Source organism: Nocardia sp. NPDC005825 (assembly GCF_040630175.1).
GTDB lineage: Bacteria > Actinomycetota > Actinomycetes > Mycobacteriales > Mycobacteriaceae > Nocardia.
In genome coordinates this window covers 1-15,736 of the sequence record NZ_JBEXXC010000006.1, presented here as the reverse complement: position 1 = coordinate 15,736, position 15,736 = coordinate 1, and the positions used below count along the sequence as shown (strand labels likewise).

Annotated in this window: 13 protein-coding genes; 9 read left to right on the top strand and 4 right to left on the bottom strand. The window is 69.0% G+C overall.

The window, feature by feature from the left end; genetic code table 11:
- Positions 1 to 7: 7 nt before the first annotated feature.
- Both ABZ382_RS17885 and rpsT read right to left on the bottom strand, forming a co-directional pair.
- A complete protein-coding gene (locus tag ABZ382_RS17885; RefSeq protein ID WP_357090012.1) occupies positions 8 to 757 on the bottom strand; it encodes a hypothetical protein in 750 nt (249 codons plus the stop codon).
- Positions 758 to 999: 242 nt separating this feature from the next.
- Positions 1,000 to 1,263 carry a 30S ribosomal protein S20 gene (gene rpsT / locus ABZ382_RS17880; protein WP_357090009.1) on the bottom strand — a complete coding sequence of 88 codons (264 nt, stop codon included), beginning with the start codon at positions 1,261 to 1,263 and terminating at the stop codon, positions 1,000 to 1,002.
- Positions 1,264 to 1,471: 208 nt separating this feature from the next.
- On the opposite strand from rpsT, the gene ABZ382_RS17875 reads away from it, so the two are divergent.
- The 4 genes from ABZ382_RS17875 (at position 1,472) to ABZ382_RS17860 (ending at position 5,862) form a co-directional block, all read left to right on the top strand.
- Positions 1,472 to 3,061: a circularly permuted type 2 ATP-grasp protein gene (locus ABZ382_RS17875; RefSeq protein ID WP_357090007.1), complete on the top strand. Its 1,590-nt coding sequence runs from the start codon at positions 1,472 to 1,474 to the stop codon at positions 3,059 to 3,061.
- Positions 3,062 to 3,134: 73 nt separating this feature from the next.
- Entirely contained in the window at positions 3,135 to 4,106 is a 972-nt protein-coding gene (locus tag ABZ382_RS17870) for an alpha-E domain-containing protein (RefSeq protein WP_357090004.1), read from the top strand.
- 70 nt (positions 4,107 to 4,176) lie between these two features.
- On the top strand, positions 4,177 to 5,019 hold the full coding sequence (locus tag ABZ382_RS17865; protein WP_357090001.1) for a transglutaminase family protein: 843 nt from the start codon (positions 4,177 to 4,179) through the stop codon (positions 5,017 to 5,019).
- A gap of 63 nt (positions 5,020 to 5,082) precedes the next feature.
- Positions 5,083 to 5,862, top strand: a complete 780-nt coding sequence (locus ABZ382_RS17860) for an aquaporin (RefSeq protein ID WP_357089998.1) — start codon at positions 5,083 to 5,085, stop codon at positions 5,860 to 5,862.
- 87 nt (positions 5,863 to 5,949) lie between these two features.
- Here ABZ382_RS17860 and ABZ382_RS17855 read toward each other — a convergent pair whose 3' ends face one another.
- Positions 5,950 to 6,531: a type II toxin-antitoxin system PemK/MazF family toxin gene (locus ABZ382_RS17855; protein WP_357089995.1), complete on the bottom strand. Its 582-nt coding sequence runs from the start codon at positions 6,529 to 6,531 to the stop codon at positions 5,950 to 5,952.
- A gap of 157 nt (positions 6,532 to 6,688) precedes the next feature.
- Here ABZ382_RS17855 and lepA point away from each other — a divergent pair, with 157 nt between their 5' ends.
- The 3 genes from lepA to ABZ382_RS17840 all read left to right on the top strand — a co-directional run bounded on the left by lepA (position 6,689) and on the right by ABZ382_RS17840 (position 12,955).
- The gene (gene lepA, locus ABZ382_RS17850) at positions 6,689 to 8,539 is read left to right on the top strand and encodes a translation elongation factor 4 (protein ID WP_357089992.1); all 1,851 of its coding nucleotides are present in this window, start codon (positions 6,689 to 6,691) and stop codon (positions 8,537 to 8,539) included.
- Between the two features lie 379 nt (positions 8,540 to 8,918).
- Positions 8,919 to 11,144: a hypothetical protein gene (locus ABZ382_RS17845; RefSeq protein WP_357089989.1), complete on the top strand. Its 2,226-nt coding sequence runs from the start codon at positions 8,919 to 8,921 to the stop codon at positions 11,142 to 11,144.
- On the top strand, positions 11,141 to 12,955 hold the full coding sequence (locus ABZ382_RS17840) for a hypothetical protein (protein ID WP_357089986.1): 1,815 nt from the start codon (positions 11,141 to 11,143) through the stop codon (positions 12,953 to 12,955). Before ABZ382_RS17845 ends, ABZ382_RS17840 begins: the two co-directional genes overlap by 4 nt.
- Positions 12,956 to 13,003: 48 nt before the next feature.
- Here ABZ382_RS17840 and ABZ382_RS17835 read toward each other — a convergent pair whose 3' ends face one another.
- On the bottom strand, positions 13,004 to 14,902 hold the full coding sequence (locus tag ABZ382_RS17835; protein WP_357090715.1) for a glycoside hydrolase family 15 protein: 1,899 nt from the start codon (positions 14,900 to 14,902) through the stop codon (positions 13,004 to 13,006).
- Between the two features lie 171 nt (positions 14,903 to 15,073).
- Here ABZ382_RS17835 and ABZ382_RS17830 point away from each other — a divergent pair, with 171 nt between their 5' ends.
- On the top strand, positions 15,074 to 15,310 hold the full coding sequence (locus tag ABZ382_RS17830) for a hypothetical protein (protein ID WP_357089983.1): 237 nt from the start codon (positions 15,074 to 15,076) through the stop codon (positions 15,308 to 15,310).
- Between the two features lie 128 nt (positions 15,311 to 15,438).
- Entirely contained in the window at positions 15,439 to 15,690 is a 252-nt protein-coding gene (locus tag ABZ382_RS17825) for a hypothetical protein (protein ID WP_357089981.1), read from the top strand.
- Positions 15,691 to 15,736 lie beyond the last annotated feature (46 nt).

Below are 15,736 nucleotides of genomic sequence, written 5' to 3'. Positions count from 1 at the left end.
GCGGGGACTAGGCGTCCGGCTTCCAGATGATCTTGCCGCCCTGGAAGTCCTGGGCCTTGCCGCCCTCGTAGTCGTACTCGTCGCCGCTCGGGAAGCCGTAGCGGCCGTTCTCGGCGCCATTGCGCACCCAGGTGTCGCGGATCGCGCCCCACACGATGTGCGTGCCCGTCTTCTGGGTGGAGTAGATCGCGCCGCCCTCGAACAGCTGGATGTGGGTCGAGGAGCTGTTGGTCTTGTTCTCGTCGGCGATGGGGAAGCCGAGCGGGCTGTTCTCCCAGCCGACGGAGGCGAACTTGTCGCGGATCACGCCGCTGAGCACGTGGGTGCCCGAACCGACAGACCAGTAGATGGACCCGCCCTGGAAGTGCTGGAAGCGACCGGGCTTGGCGGTCTGGCCCTCGTCGGTGACGGCGTACTTCAGCGAGCCCGACTCCGAGCCGGTACCGCGCCACTTGTCGCGGATGGCGCCGCCGATGGCGTGCGCGTCGGTGGCCGGGGTCCAGTAGATGGAGGCGTTGTTGACGAAGTCCTGCTTCTTGCCGCCACCGGCCGCGTCGGTCTCCGGGGTGGTCGGGTCGCCGAAGAACTCCGGCCCGCCCGCCCGGTCGTATTCGGCCTCGATGGCCCCGCCCACCTCGAACGGGCCGATGGGCCGCGCGGTCGCGACACCCATTCCGGTGGTCAGCGCGACCGCGGCCACGCCGGCGGCCAGCGAGCCGCGGGTCCAGTAGGAACGGTTGTCACGCAGCGATGCCAAGAGAACTCTCCAGTACAGGTGTCGATGTCACCCCGACGGTGTCGCAGCCATCCTGCTGCGTGCCGCCGAAGTCAGCAAGTCTCTCCGACACAGTCGACACGGAGACCGAATCCGTTACGGCGGTCACAATTTCCGTTACCGCGGTCACAACGGTCGACCGGGAACGACAAAGGCCGCCGTGGTCTTCGTGGCCACGGCGGCTGTTCTAAAGCTTTGATCCGGTAAGAACTACCGGAGTCGGATCAGCCGAGCTTGTTGAAGGCCAGCGAGATCGCCGACTTCTTGTTGGCGGCCTGGTTGGCGTGGATGACGCCCTTCGAGGCGGCCTTGTCCAGGCTCTTGCTCGCCGACTGCATCAGCTCGAGCGCCTTGTCCTTCTCGCCCGCAGCCGCGGCCTCGCGGAACTTGCGGATCGAGGTGCGCAGCGCGGACTTCACCGACTGGTTGCGCTGGCGCGCAAGCTCGTTGGTGCGGATCCGCTTCATCTGGGACTTGATGTTGGCCACGCCGGTTTCCTCGTGTTCCTTCGTTTGGTGTGTATGCGGGATGCAAAGTCTTCGTGCGCACTACGAGATGGGTAGTCGCAGCACCGACCGTCGAGGCTACCAGGCAAGGTGTCGGGGCACGAAATCGGCCCGGTCCGCGACATGGACGAAACCAGAAATTTATCCTCGTCCAACTGCGCGTTGCCCCTGCGTGATGGACCATTTTTGCATGGCCGCGCTCACTCCCGCCGCACTTGCTCCCGCCGGGGTATTCGCTGGCTATCAGCCCGGACGCTATCACCGCGCCTACGACGAGATGTTCGATTCCGCGGGCCGCCCGCGCGCCCCCTACCGGGGCATATTCAATGCCCTGGCCGCCATCGACGCCGAGGACCTGGCCGCGCGCGCCGAGGCGCTGGACCGCGCCTTCGTCGATCAGGGCATCACCTTCTCGCTCTCGGGCCAGGAGCGGCCCTTCCCGCTCGACCTGGTGCCGCGGGTGATCGCTGCCACCGAGTGGACCAAACTCGAGCGCGGCATCAAGCAGCGGGTGCGCGCCCTGGAGGCCTTCCTCGCCGACGTCTACGGCGAGCAGACCATCCTGCGCGACGGCGTCATCCCCAAGCGCCTGGTCACCTCCTGCGCCCACTTCCACCGGGAAGCCGCGGGCCTCGTGCCGCCCAACGGCGTCCGCATCCACGTGGCCGGAATCGACCTGGTGCGCGACGAGCACGGCGATTTCCGTGTGCTGGAAGACAATCTGCGCTCCCCGTCGGGGGTCTCCTATGTAATGGAGAACCGCCGCACCATGGCCCGGGTGTTCCCGGACCTGTTCGCCTCGCACCGGGTGCGCGCGGTCGGCGACTATCCGGCCCACCTGTTGCGGGCGCTGCGGGCCGCGGCCGCCCCCAACGAGGCCGACCCGACCGTGGTGGTGCTGACCCCGGGCGTCCACAACTCCGCCTACTTCGAGCATTCGCTGCTGGCCCGGCAGATGGGCGTGGAACTGGTCGAGGGCCGGGACCTGTTCTGCCGTGACAATGTCGTCTACATGCGGACCACCGCGGGGGAGCGGCAGGTGGACGTCATCTACCGCCGCATCGACGACACCTTCCTCGATCCCATGCAGTTCCGGCCCGATTCCATGCTGGGCGTGGCGGGCATCCTGAACGCGGCTCGCGCGGGCACCGTGGTGCTGGCCAACGCGGTGGGCAACGGTGTCGGCGACGACAAGCTGGTCTACACCTACGTGCCCGCCTTCATCGAGTACTACCTGGGCGAGAAGCCGATCCTGCCGAATGTCGACTCCTACCGCTGCTGGGAACCGGCCGAACGCGACGAGGTCCTCGACCGGGTGGCGGAACTGGTGATCAAGCCGGTGGAGGGCTCCGGCGGGTACGGCATCGTCATCGGCCCGGCCGCGGGCCCGCGCGAGCTGGAGGCCACCCGGCGCAAGGTGCGGGCGAATCCGCGCGGCTGGATCGCCCAGCCGGTGGTGCAGCTGTCCACCGTGCCAAGCAAGATCGACGGCCGTCTCGCGCCCCGGCACGTGGACCTGCGCCCGTTCGCGGTCAACGACGGCGATGACATCTGGGTGTTGCCGGGCGGGCTGACCCGGGTGGCGCTGCCCGCGAACTCGCTGGTGGTGAATTCCAGTCAAGGGGGCGGTAGCAAGGACACCTGGGTGCTGTCCCCGAAAACATCTGTGGCGCAACGGGAATTGGCGGGATCGCAACTGGTCGGCGAATTGGATCTCGCCCTCGATCGGGACCAGTCGCGGGAAGTCCCTTCCGTGCGCACGAATCAGCAGCAACAGTAGAGAACAGCAGGAAATCGAGAACATCGGCGGCAATGGCGCTCGGCAGGTGGTTACAGCGTTAGGTGGTCGGATCATGTTGGCGCGCAATGCCGAATCCTTGTTCTGGATCGGCCGATATGTCGAGCGTGCCGAATACACGGCGCGCATTCTGGATGTCGCGGTCCACCAATTGCTGGAAGAGGCGACCGTCGATCCGGATCGGACTTCGCGAGTCCTGCTGCGCGTACTCGGCATCGAGCCCCCCGAGGCGGAACAGGAATTGGATGTCTGGTCGGTGACGGAGTTGGTGGCTTTCGGCCGCGACGGCGGCTCGATCGTCGATTCCATCAGCCGGGCCCGCGAGAATGCCCGGGGCGCACGGGAAGTCACCTCCACCGAAATGTGGGAATGCCTCAATGCCACCTTCAACGGCCTGGCCGCGGCCGAACGGGCGGCGCGGGCGCTGGGGCCGCACGAGTTCTGCCACTACATCACCGACCGCGCCGCCATGTTCGTCGGACTCTCCGATTCCACCCTCAGCCGCGACGACGGCTACCGCTTCCTGCTGCTGGGCCGGTCCATCGAACGCGTGGACATGACGGTGCGCCTGCTGCATTCGCGCGCCGGGGACCGCACCTCGTCCCCGGCCTGGGTGACGGTGCTGCGTTCGGCCGGGGCCCACGACCCGTACCTGCGCACCCACCGCGGTGTGCTCGACGCCAATCAGATCGCGGAATTCATCCTGCTGGACCGCCTGTTCCCGCGGTCGGTGTTCCATTCGCTGCGGGTGGCCGAGGCCTGCCTGCAGGAACTGGACCAACGGCCCAACAGCCGCTTCGCGGCCCGCCACGAAGCGCACCGCCTGCTCGGGCGGGCGCGCAGCGAGCTGGAGTTCCTGCCCTCGACGGTGCTGCTGGAGGACCTGCCCAGCCGGCTGCTGTGGTTGCAGCAGACCTGCCGCGAGGTCGGGGAGGCCGTGGCGCTGCAGTACTTCCACGCCGAGTCCTGGGTGGCGTGGACGGGATTGCACGGCCGCAATGCCGAGCGGATGGAGGAGCCGGCGTGAACGGTCAGGCCCGGAGGCGGGAGCGCGGCGTAACCACGCGGGGCCCCGTTCGCGCCGAGGAGGAAACAGCATGAGCTGGCGCATGCGGGTGGTGCACACCACCGGATACGTCTACGACGCGCCGGTCACCCGGTCGTTCAACGAGGCCCGGCTCACGCCGCGCGCCGACAGCCGGCAGAACGTGATCCTCAATCGCGTCGACACCGTGCCCTCCACCCGGTCCTACCGGTACACCGACTACTGGGGGACCGCTGTCACCGCCTTCGATCTGCACGCTCCGCACACCGAGCTGGAGGTGACGAGCGCGTCGGTGGTCGAGACGGAGCCGTTCGCGGGCCCGCCGGAGGAGCTGTCGTGGGAGGAGCTGCGCGACGACGCCATCGGCGACCGCTTCGACGAACTGCTCGAACCGACCGAGTTCGTGCCCCGGGCGCGGCGGCTGGCCTCGGTGTCGCGGCAGCTGGCCCGCGGCGTGCCGCCCGCCAAAGCGGTTGTCCGCGCGGCCGAATGGGTCAACCGGGAGATGAACTACCTGGCCGGGACCACCTCGGTGCACACCTCCGCGGTGCAGGCGTACGCCGAACGGCAAGGCGTGTGCCAGGATTACGCGCACCTCACGCTGCTGCTGTTGCGCGGCATGGGGATTCCCAGCCGGTACGTCTCCGGCTATCTGCACCCCGATCCCGCCGCCGAGGTGGGGCACACCGTGGCGGGTCAGATGCACGCCTGGGTGGAGGCCTGGACCGGGCAGTGGTGGGGCTACGACCCGACCAACAACATCGCGGTCACGGAGCAACACGTATCAGTCGGCGTCGGTCGTGATTACGCGGATGTGCCGCCCCTGAAAGGTATCTTCAGCGGAAGCGGCTCGACCGATCTCGACGTGGTGGTGGAAATAACCCGCCTGGCCTGAGGGTTCCGGCTCGCGCCGCGCGCTCTACACCGGTGCGTTGTCCATGCAAGCGGAAGGTAGCCGATGTCCCCCACAGCTCAGGAAGTCGCCGAGGATCTCACCGATCGGGCACCACACGGCCTGGGACAAAAGGTATTCGCCGAAGCCTTCGGCACATTCGTGCTGGTCCTGGGTGGCGTCGGCACCGCGGTGCTGGCGGGCAGCCGCGTCGGTCCGCTCGGGGTGGCGCTGGCATTCGGCCTGACCCTGCTGTTCCTGGTGTACTCGATCGGCCCGATCTCGGGCTGTCATGTGAATCCCGCGGTCACGGTCGGCCAGCTGCTGCTGGGGCGGGTGAACATCGCGTTCGCTGCGGCCTACTGGGTCGCGCAGATCATCGGCGGTCTGGTGGCGGGCGCGGTCATCTACGCCATCGCCAAGAACCTGCCCGCCTACGATCGCGCCAAGGACGGCCTGGGAGCGAACGGCTGGGGCGCGCACAGCCCGTCCAAGTTGACCCTCGGTGAGGTCACCATCAACGGTTACGGCCTGGCGGCGGCCATCACGGTCGAGGTGCTGCTGACCGCGCTGCTGGTCTTCGTGGTGCTGGCCTCCACCGATCAGCTGTCCGACGTTCCGCTGGCGGGCCTGTCGATCGGCTTCACCCTGGCCGTCATTCACCTGATCTCGATTCCGGTGGACAACACCTCGGTGAACCCGGCTCGCAGTCTGGCCGTCGCCTTCTATCAGGATGGCGCGCCCGCCCAGCTCTGGGTGTTCATTGTGTTCCCGCTGGTCGGCGGTGTGCTCGGCGCGCTGGTGTACGGATTCATGTTCGGTCGCTCCCGCAATATGGCCAGCTGAGCAGTCTGGTCCGCCGACCACGGCGGAGTCTGTGTCCCGACCCCCGTTCCGTGCCGGAGCGGGGGTCGGTCGTTTCCCGGGAAGGCGCTAGTGCCAGTGGTATTCGGCGCACAGCCGGTGCGCGACCTGGTCGAAGGTCTTGCGCGGCACGATCGCGCCCTCCCGGCGAATGCCCATCTCGGGGACATCGAGCACCCGGTCGAGTCGCACCCAGCTGTCACGGCCCTCGTGATCCCATGGCCCGTTGCCGATGCCGACCCAGTTGTCGTGGTGCGCGTGATCGGCATTGGAGGACAGCATGAGCCCGAGCAGCGTGCCGCCCTCGCGGCCCACCACCAGCACCGGCCGGTCCTTGCCGTTGTCCGGGTCCTCCTCGTAGGGCACCCAGGTCCACACGATCTCCCCCGGATCGGCGCGCCCGTCCAGTTGCGGGCTGTAGACGATCATCCGCGCGCGTTCGTGCGACGGCACCCCCGCCGAGGAGGTCGGCCGCACGTTCACCCCCGGACCCTTGCGCGGCGTCCCCACCGCCTTCAACGCACGGTCCCAGACCGTCGACTGCCGCACCCGTCCGATCAACTTCGGCGCCTGCTGCGTGACGAGCTGGGTGCCCTGCTCCTTAGCCACGATCCCCAACTGCTTCCCCAGAGCGTTCCACCTGCCGGCCATGACACCGCAGCCTAACGGCGGACACCCCGATTCTCATCCGTAGTGGATTCGCCTGCGGCGACGGGTCGTTCACGTCCGGGGAAGACCGGGGCGAGGTCATCGGGTCCAACCCCGTAGACTTGCCGGTTGACATGCCGCTGTTTCGCCATGCCGAGGAGTGACTCCGATTAGCAGCTTCGCCGACAAGACGTTCACCGATCCCAGCCGGATCAGGAACTTCTGCATCATCGCGCACATCGACCACGGGAAATCGACCCTGGCCGACCGGATGCTGCAACTCACCGGTGTGGTCGAGGAGCGCGCCATGCGCGCCCAGTACCTGGACCGCATGGATATCGAGCGCGAACGCGGCATCACGATCAAGGCGCAGAACGTGCGGCTGCCGTGGAAGGTCGACGGCGAGGACTACGTCATCCACCTGATCGATACCCCCGGCCACGTCGACTTCACCTACGAGGTGTCACGTGCGCTGGAAGCCTGTGAAGGCGCGGTACTGCTGGTCGACGCGGCACAGGGCATCGAGGCGCAGACGCTGGCCAACCTGTACCTGGCGCTCGAGAAGGACCTGACCATCATTCCGGTCCTGAACAAGATCGACCTTCCGGCCGCGGACCCCGACCGCTATGCCGCCGAGATCGCCCACATCGTGGGTTGCGATCCCAACGACGTGCTGCGGGTCTCCGGCAAGACCGGCGTCGGCGTGGCGGAACTGCTGAACAAGGTGATCGCGGAGATCCCCGCACCGGTCGGCGACCCGGACGCGCCCGCCCGCGCTCTCATCTTCGACTCGGTCTACGACACCTACCGTGGCGTCGTCACCTATGTGCGTGTGGTCGATGGCAAGCTGACCCCGCGTCAGAAGATCAAGATGATGTCCACCGGCGCGCAGCACGAACTGCTCGAGATCGGCATCGTCTCACCGGAACCCAAGCCCACGCAGGGACTGGGCGTCGGCGAGGTCGGCTACCTGATCACCGGTGTGAAGGACGTGCGGCAGTCGAAGGTCGGTGACACCGTCACCACCGCCCGCGACGGTGCGACCGAGGCGCTGGCCGGATATCAGGAACCGCGGCCGATGGTGTATTCCGGCCTGTACCCGGTCGACGGCTCCGACTACCCGGTCCTGCGCGACGCACTCGACAAACTGCAGCTCAATGATGCCGCGCTCACCTACTCGCCGGAAACCTCGGTGGCGCTGGGCTTCGGTTTCCGCTGCGGCTTCCTCGGTCTGCTGCACATGGAGATCACCCGCGAGCGGCTCGAGCGCGAGTTCGGGCTCGACCTGATCTCCACCGCGCCCAACGTCATCTACCGCGTGGTCATGGAGGACGGCTCCGAACAGATCGTCACCAACCCGTCGGTCTGGCCCGAGGGCAAGCTGCGCGAGACCCACGAGCCGATGACCAAGTGCACCGTGATCGCGCCCAGCGAGTTCATCGGCACCATCATGGAACTGTGCCAGGCGCGGCGCGGCGAACTGCTCGGCATGGACTACCTGTCCGAGACCCGCGTGGAACTGCGCTACACGCTGCCCATGGCGGAGATCATCTTCGACTTCTTCGACTCGCTGAAGTCGCGCACCCGCGGCTACGCCTCACTCGACTACGAGGAGGTCGGCGAACAGCAGTCCGACCTGGTCAAGGTGGACATCCTGCTGCAGGGTGAGGCCGTGGACGCGTTCTCGGCCATCCTGCACCGCGACGCCGCGCAGGCGTACGGGCACAAGATGACCACCAAGCTGCGCGAGCTCATCCCGCGTCAGCAGTTCGAGGTGCCGATCCAGGCGGCCATCGGCTCGAAGATCATTGCGCGCGAGAACATCCGGGCGATCCGCAAGGACGTGCTCGCCAAGTGCTACGGCGGTGACATCAGCCGTAAGCGCAAGCTGCTCGAGAAGCAGAAGGAAGGCAAGAAGCGCATGAAGACCATCGGTCGCGTGGAGGTGCCGCAGGAAGCCTTCGTGGCGGCGCTGTCGACCGACTCGGCCTCGGACAACAAGAAGAAGTAGGAGAGGCGACTCTCCGGGCTCCTGTGCCCCGCTCCCTGTGGGAGCGGGGCACAGTGCTGAATGGGGTGGGTTGACGGTCGGGCCCGTGCCTTTCGCGGGCGGGGCACAGCATTATGTGGAGCGGATTGCCACGACTGGCGGGGGTTGGGGGATAGGGTGTGAAACGGGGTCGGCCGGTTAGGCGCAAGGTTCGGTATGCAGGTCCAAAATGGGGCTTCCGTCCGGATAAGCGGGGTGACAAGCTGTGTGGCACACCGTTGAGCGCACCATCCCCTACCTGGTGGATGTGACAGACCGGTTATCCGGAAATAGGGTGTGAAACGAGTTTGGTCCGGTGGTCCGCGTACAGCGCCGCCGGAGCCCTGAGAGCGGAGCCAGCATGACACGTGATCTGCCCTTCGACGATGCTTCCGGCGCCGATGAGAACGACGGTGACGCCGCCTACCGCATTGCCAACGGTGTCGCGCGCGTGGCTCGGGGCGGTGCGTACGTGACCGGCGGCGCGCTCATCGCGGCCGGCGGCAGCCGGGGCGGATCGCCCGCGATCAACCACGACAGCAAGAACGTCGGCTGGTCGCAGGCCGAGGACCCGCAGCCGAACGTGCCCAGCCCGACCATCACCTTCCCGGACCTGACCGCCGACTCGATGCCGCAGCACCACGGTCCCGTGGTCGCGCCCGTCAACGGCGTCTTCGGGCCGCTCGGTGAATTCCACGGCACCGACGCCGGACTGATCCCCTCGCTGGACGCCATCCCGGCCAATGAGCCCTCGCACGCCGGCTTCCACGGCATGGGTCTGCCCGACACCGACACCGGCGCGTCCATGACGGCTTTCCCGACCTACGGGCCGCGCCCGGGCTGGGGTCTGCCCATGGAGAGCGACCAGCCGACGGAATCGCAACCGGCGCAAGAGAATCCGCAACTGCCTTCGCTCGAGCAGCCGCACCTGCCGGGCCTGCCCGGCTTCCCGTCCGGACTGCCCGGATTCGGGCTGCCCGGCTCCGACGGCATGCACCTGCCCGGCATGGGCGCGACCGGAATGGTGCCCGACCACCAGCCCGGCCTGGCCGACCACTCCGGCGCGTTCGACGGCATCGGCGCGGGCGCCGGTCAGGGCGGCGGCGTCTTCCTGGGCACCGACTGGGCCTTCGACGCCCACATCGGCCTCGACGGCGTGTGGTTCCACTCCAACCTGAAGGCCGACCTGGGTGTCGGTGCGGTCGGCAACCAGCTCGACGCCTACAACCAGCAACTGGGACAGGGGATTTCGCACGTTCCGGCGAACACCACCTTGCCCAACAACGGCGCGCCCGCCACCCCGGGTGCGTCCACCCCGCAGTCCGCGCAGCCCGCCGACAAGTCCGGCGCCACGACCGCCGCCGGCGTGAACGGTGTTCCGGCACACGGTGTCTCGGAGCCGTCGTCCGCCGGCGCCCCCGGCTCGGGTGTGCCGGGCTCGGCTTCGCCGGCCGGTGCGCCGCTGGCGGCCCCGGCCGCGCCCGCCGCGACGGCTCCCGCGCCGGGCCTGACGCCCGCCGCGCCGGTGGCCCCCGCGCCGTCGAATCCGATCGCGCTCACCACGATCGCGCCCGCCCCGGCCGTGCAGCCGATGCCGCCCGCGCCCGCCCCGGTGCCGCCGGTCGCCGCCTCGCCGGCCGCGCCCGTCTCGGTCGCGCCGGTGACGGTGCAGCCGGTCGCGGTGACGCCGTTGCAGACCACCATCCAGCCCGACGTCGCCAACCAGCCGATCGCGAATCTGCTGTCCACGCACGGCGGTCCGTCGCCGCTGACCGCGCCCGCGGCCGTCGCGCCCGCCCTGTTCGACCACGGCCGCACGCCGACTCTGGCCAGTGGCGACTCGTCGGCGCCCGGTCACCAGCCGACCACCCTGGCGACCAAGCCGGTCCCCGCGGCCACCCCGGCCCCGACCGCGCCGCACGCCACCCCGCCGACCAAGGTCGACCACGGCCCCACGCTCACCGTGCCGCCGATCCCGACCAAGATCCCGGGCCTGGACGACCTGACCAAGGGCCTGGACACGCCGTCGACCATCAAGCCGGTGACCCCGCCGGTGAACACCGGCGACACCGACCTCCCCACCAAGCCGCACTCGCCGTCCGACGACACCACCGGGACCCGTCCCACCGTGCCGACGGTCACCGTGCCCGACGACCCGACCCCGCATCAGCCGACCGTGACCGTCGCGCCGCGCCCGACCGCGCCGTCCGTGCCGACCCAGCCGTCGGTCCCGGATCACGGTGGGCAGCCCAGTGTTTCGGTCGCCCCCGTGCCGACCGTCGCGCCCGCGCCGACGATGCCGTCGCCGATCACCACCGCGCCGCACATCGACCCGCCGACCCAGGTGAAGCCGATCGCGGACCAGTACACGCCGGTCGTGCACGCGCAGCCGGTCTCCGCCGTGCTCCCGGTGCATGATTCGGTCCTGCCGGTTCAGGACGCGCCGCTCGGCGTGCATGATTCGGTGCTGGCCGTGCACGACGGGGGTCTGCTGGTGCACGACGCCGGTCTGTTCTCCGGTCTCGGCGACACCGGGTACGCGGACCTCTCGGCGCAGGGTCCGGGCGATCACATGCTGCTGCTGTGAGCGCACCGGGTCATCAGGTAGCGGTGAAGAATCCCGATGTGCTGGGTCCGCTGGTCGAGCTGCTCGACCGGCTGCTCGAACTCACCCATGCCTCCGGCCGGCTCGATCTGACCGGACGGCTGGGCATCGCCCGTGCCCGCCTGACCGATCCGCGGGTGCGGCTGGTCGTGGTGGGCGAATCCCGGTCCGGGATGAGCACGTTGGTGAACAGTCTGGTCGGGGCCGCGGTGAGCGCCACCGACGGGCAGGCCAGTGTCCCGGTGATCGCCGAGTACGGCCCGCAGGCCGCGGCCACGCTGGTGACGGCGGGTGCGGGCGGCGCCGCCCGGCGCACCGCCGTCGATCCGCAGTCGGCGCTGGCCGAGTTGGGGTCGGGCGAGGTCATCCGGGCCGAGTTCACCCAGCCGAGCCCGCTGCTCGCGGAGGGCTTCGTGGTGCTGGACGCGCCCGGCTCGCCCGAGGACTCCCCGGCCACCTGGTCGCTGATCGCGGCCGCCGACGCGGTGCTGTACGTGGCCGACGCGCGCGCCCCGTTCACTCCGGCGCAGATCGAGCAGTTGGAGCGCATCCAGCAGGTGTGCCCGACGGTCGTCTGCGTGCTCAACAAGATCGACCAGTATCCGCAGTGGCCGCAGGTGCAGCAGCACGACCGGCAGCTGCTCGACGACGCCGGGCTGGCCTTCGCGGTCGCCCCCGCCTCGGCGCGGCTGCACGCGCACGCCACCGCCAACGGCGACCAGCGGCTGGATCTGGAATCCGGTGTGCCGCAACTGCTCGACCATCTGCGCGCCCATGTGCTGGGCCGCGCGGACGCCGTCGCCGTGGCGGCCGCGGTCCGCGATATCGGGCTCATCACCGACCACCTGTCGCTGGCGCTGCGCAGCGAGGCCGAGACGCTGCGCGACCCGCGCCGCCTGACCGTGATCACCGAGCAGCTGCGCCGCACCCGCGAGGAGGCCGAGCAGCTCCGCCAGCGCACCGCCAACTGGCAGGTCACCCTGGCCGACGGCGCGGGCGAGCTGATGGCCGACACCGAACACGATCTGCGGCACCGGCTGCGCAGCCTGATCCGCGACGCCGACGCCGACATCATGAAGGGCGATCCGGTCCGGGGCTGGAACGACTTCGGCGCGGATCTCGACGCCAAGATCTGCGAGGCGGTCGAGGAGAACTTCGTCATCGCCCACTACCGCTCGGTGGAGCTGGCCGAGCAGGTGGCCGCCAAGTTCCCCGAGAGCGGCATCCCCACCCCGGATCTCAAGCTGGACAACCCCGGCGACGTCGGCGCGGTGCTGGAACACGTTGCGGCGCTGGACAAGCTGGACAGCGCCAAACTCGGCATCACCGCCCAGGTGCTGACCGCGTTGCGCGGCTCCTACGGCGGCCTGCTCATGGTCGGTCTGATCACCAGCCTGCTGCACATGTCGCTGGTGAACTGGTACTCCGGCGGCGCGGCCATCCTGCTGGGCATCAATGCCCTGTGGGACGACCGCAAGGCCCGCCGCGCCCGCCGCCAGGCCGAGGCCAAGGTGGCGGTCGCCCGGCTCATGGACGATGTGATCTTCCAGGTGAGCAAGGAGTCCCGTTACCGGCTGCGCGCGGTGCAGCGCAGTCTGCGCGACCATTTCACCGAGATCGCCACCTCGACCCTGCGCTCGGTGGACGCCTCGCTGCGCGCCGCCGAGGAAGCCGCCACGGTGGGATCCGGCGCGGGCCGGGAGGCCCGGCTCACCGAGATCGAGCGATCGCTGGTGCGGCTGCGCGACATTCGCGAGACCGCCGACGGGATCGGCGAAAGGTCTTCGTACTGAGCGAAATCGGCCGCGAGAGCGGCCGATTTCGTTGTCGTGGCAGCGTTCTCAGCGTCCCGGGTGCGCCGGGTGGAACTGGCCGGTGTGCCGGGACTCCTCGGCCCGGATCACGTGCATGACGGCGTTGATCAGCGCCAGGTGGGTGAACGCCTGCGGGAAGTTCCCCAGATGCCGCCCGGTGCGCGAGTCGATCTCCTCGGCGTACAGCTTGAGCGGGCTGGCGTAGCCGAGCAGCCGCTCGCACAGCTGCCGGGCCCGTTGCAGCTCACCGATTTCCACCAGCGCCGATACCAGCCAGAACGAGCAGATGGTGAACGAGCCCTCCTCGCCGGCCAGCCCGTCGTCGGTGGTCTCGGTGCGGTAGCGCAGCACCAGGCCGTTCTCGGTGAGGTCGTCGGCGATGGCGAGCACGGTGGCCCGCACCCGGGGGTCGTCGGCCGGCAGGAAGCGGACCAGCACCACCAGCAGCAGCGAGGCGTCGAGGGTGTCGCTGCCGTAGCTCTGGGTGAACACGCCCTGGGCGTTGACGCCGTTGTCGAGGATGTCGGCGCGGATCTCCTCGGCGATGTCGTGCCACTTCTTGGCGTAGTCCATCTCCCCGTGCAGCTCGGCCAGTTTCGCGCCGCGGTCCAGCGCCACCCAGCACATGATCTTGGAGGAGGTGAAGTGCTGCGGTTCGCCCCGCACCTCCCAGATGCCGCGGTCCGGATCGCGCCAGCTCTCGATGGCGGCCTGCACCTGCCGTTCGAGCATGGGCCACAACGTTTCCGGCACCTGCTGGCGTGACTTCACGTGCAGGTACACCGAATCCAGGATGGTGCCCCAGATGTCGTGCTGTTCCTGGTTGTAGGCGCCGTTGCCGATGCGCACCGGGCGCGCGCCGTCGTAGCCGGACAGGTGGGGGAGTTCGGATTCGGTGATCCGGCGTTCCCCGCCGATGCCGTAGAGCACCTGCAGCGACACCGGTTTCCCGTTGTCGTCGGTGGCGACGTCGTGCAGGAAGGCGAAGAAGTCGTCGGCCTCGCGGTCCAGGCCCATGGTGTAGAGGCCCCACAGCGCGAAGGTGGAGTCGCGCACCCAGGTGTAGCGGTAGTCCCAATTGCGTTCCCCGCCCGGGGTTTCCGGCAGCGAGGTGGTGGCCGCCGCCAGCAGCGCGCCGGTGGGCGCGTAGGTGAGGCCCTTCAGGGTCAGCGCGCTGCGCTGCAGGTAGCCGCGCCACGGGTGATCGGGGAAGCGGCCCAACGTGATCCACTGCCGCCAGCATTCGGTGGTCTGCCACATCTTCTCCGCCGCCTCGGCGAAGTTCTGCGGCGGCGGCAGATCCGACCAGGACAGCGCCACGTAGACCTGGTCGCCCTCCTTCATCCGGGTGCGGGCGCGCGCCTCCCGGCCCTCCAGGCCCAGGCGCAGATCGGTGGTGAGGGTGAGGCCGGGCGCGCCCTCGATCTCGCAGGTGGCCTGCGCCTGCTCGTAGACCGTGCCGCTGTAGGCCCAATTGGCCGGGCCGCGATGGTAGTCGAAGGCGGGCTCGCAGCTCATCTCCAGCTCCACCACGCCGTTCACGCATTTCACGGTGCGCAGCAGCATGTGCTCGGCGTCCCAGTCCATGGGGGTGCGGCGGTGGCTGCGGCTGCGGGACCGATTGTTGTGCCACGGCCCCAGCACCAGCGCGTCGCGCACGATGAGCCAGCCGGTCTCGGTCTGCCAGGTGGTCTCGACGATCAGGCCGCCGGGCAGATAGCGGCGCGCGGCGGGCACATTGCGGCCGTAGGGGCCGATCCGGAAATGCCCGGCGCTGCGGTCCAGCATGGCCCCGAAGACGCTGGGGGAGTCCGGGCGCGGCACGCACATCCACTCCACCGCGCCGTTGCGGGCGATGAGGCAGTTGGTCTCGCAGTCGGACAGGAAGGCGTAGTCGTCGATGGGCGGGAACACGGAGTGGTGCATGGCGCCCACCGCCGACGGCAGGTAGGCGTCGGACGGAGAGGGGTCCGTCGTGGCCAGCGGGTCTCGCGGGGTTTCGAGCGACTCGGGTTCGTCGTACGACTCCATAGCATCAATGATCGTTCCGAACAGCCCGAATCGTCCACCATGACGTTCGCGGCCTAGGCTGGGGTCGTGCATGCGATCGCAGGATGGTGGGACGGCGTGGAACTGTGGGTGGCCGGGCTGCCCTTCGTTCCCCAGTTCGCGGTGGTGCTGGCCGCCATGGTGCCGGTCTGCCTGGGCATCGCCTACCTGCTCGACCGGATCCTGCGCCTGGTGCTGCACGTGCTCGGCCGCGATCGGATCGCCGCCCGCGAGGCCACCGTGACCACCGCGCAGCCGCGCCGCATCCGGAAGGAAGCCGCCTGATATGCCGCGCTCCCGTGTCCAGCTCGCCCTGATCGCACTGCTTGTTCTCGTAGTCGTCGCCTGGTTGTTCACTCGCTGAGCGAGTTTCGGTACCGCTTCGGCGAACTCTGGGCGTACTGTGCTGACCCATGTCGACTACCGATGAAGGTCTGGAACTCGTGCTGTCCGAAGAGGACTTCGAAGACGAGCCCCGTCTGATCGCCACCCACTACGCCGGTCCCGAAGAGGCCCTCGAGATGGTCAAGGCCGCCCAGCTGCTGGGTCTGGGCGTGCGCCTGAGCAACCGCATCCGCCCCGACGAGGAGGATGCCGAATCCGCCACCGAGGAGTGGATCCTCGACCTCTTCGAGACCCCGCCGGTGGTCGAGGGCGACGAGTAGCCCGCGCGGGCTACTCCCCGAGCGAGAGCGGGGGTCCGGGGCCGTG

Excerpts from the sequence above, each read along its gene's own strand:
- ABZ382_RS17855 (WP_357089995.1), bottom strand. The coding sequence starts at position 6,531 with ATGGCCGGCAGGTGGAACGCTCTGGGGAAGCAGTTGGGGATCGTGGCT.
- ABZ382_RS17845 (WP_357089989.1), top strand. The coding sequence starts at position 8,919 with ATGACACGTGATCTGCCCTTCGACGATGCTTCCGGCGCCGATGAGAAC.
- ABZ382_RS17835 (WP_357090715.1), bottom strand. The coding sequence starts at position 14,902 with ATGCACCACTCCGTGTTCCCGCCCATCGACGACTACGCCTTCCTGTCC.
- ABZ382_RS17860 (WP_357089998.1), top strand. The coding sequence starts at position 5,083 with ATGTCCCCCACAGCTCAGGAAGTCGCCGAGGATCTCACCGATCGGGCA.
- ABZ382_RS17825 (WP_357089981.1), top strand. The coding sequence starts at position 15,439 with ATGTCGACTACCGATGAAGGTCTGGAACTCGTGCTGTCCGAAGAGGAC.
- ABZ382_RS17870 (WP_357090004.1), top strand. The coding sequence starts at position 3,135 with ATGTTGGCGCGCAATGCCGAATCCTTGTTCTGGATCGGCCGATATGTC.
- ABZ382_RS17865 (WP_357090001.1), top strand. The coding sequence starts at position 4,177 with ATGAGCTGGCGCATGCGGGTGGTGCACACCACCGGATACGTCTACGAC.
- ABZ382_RS17875 (WP_357090007.1), top strand. The coding sequence starts at position 1,472 with ATGGCCGCGCTCACTCCCGCCGCACTTGCTCCCGCCGGGGTATTCGCT.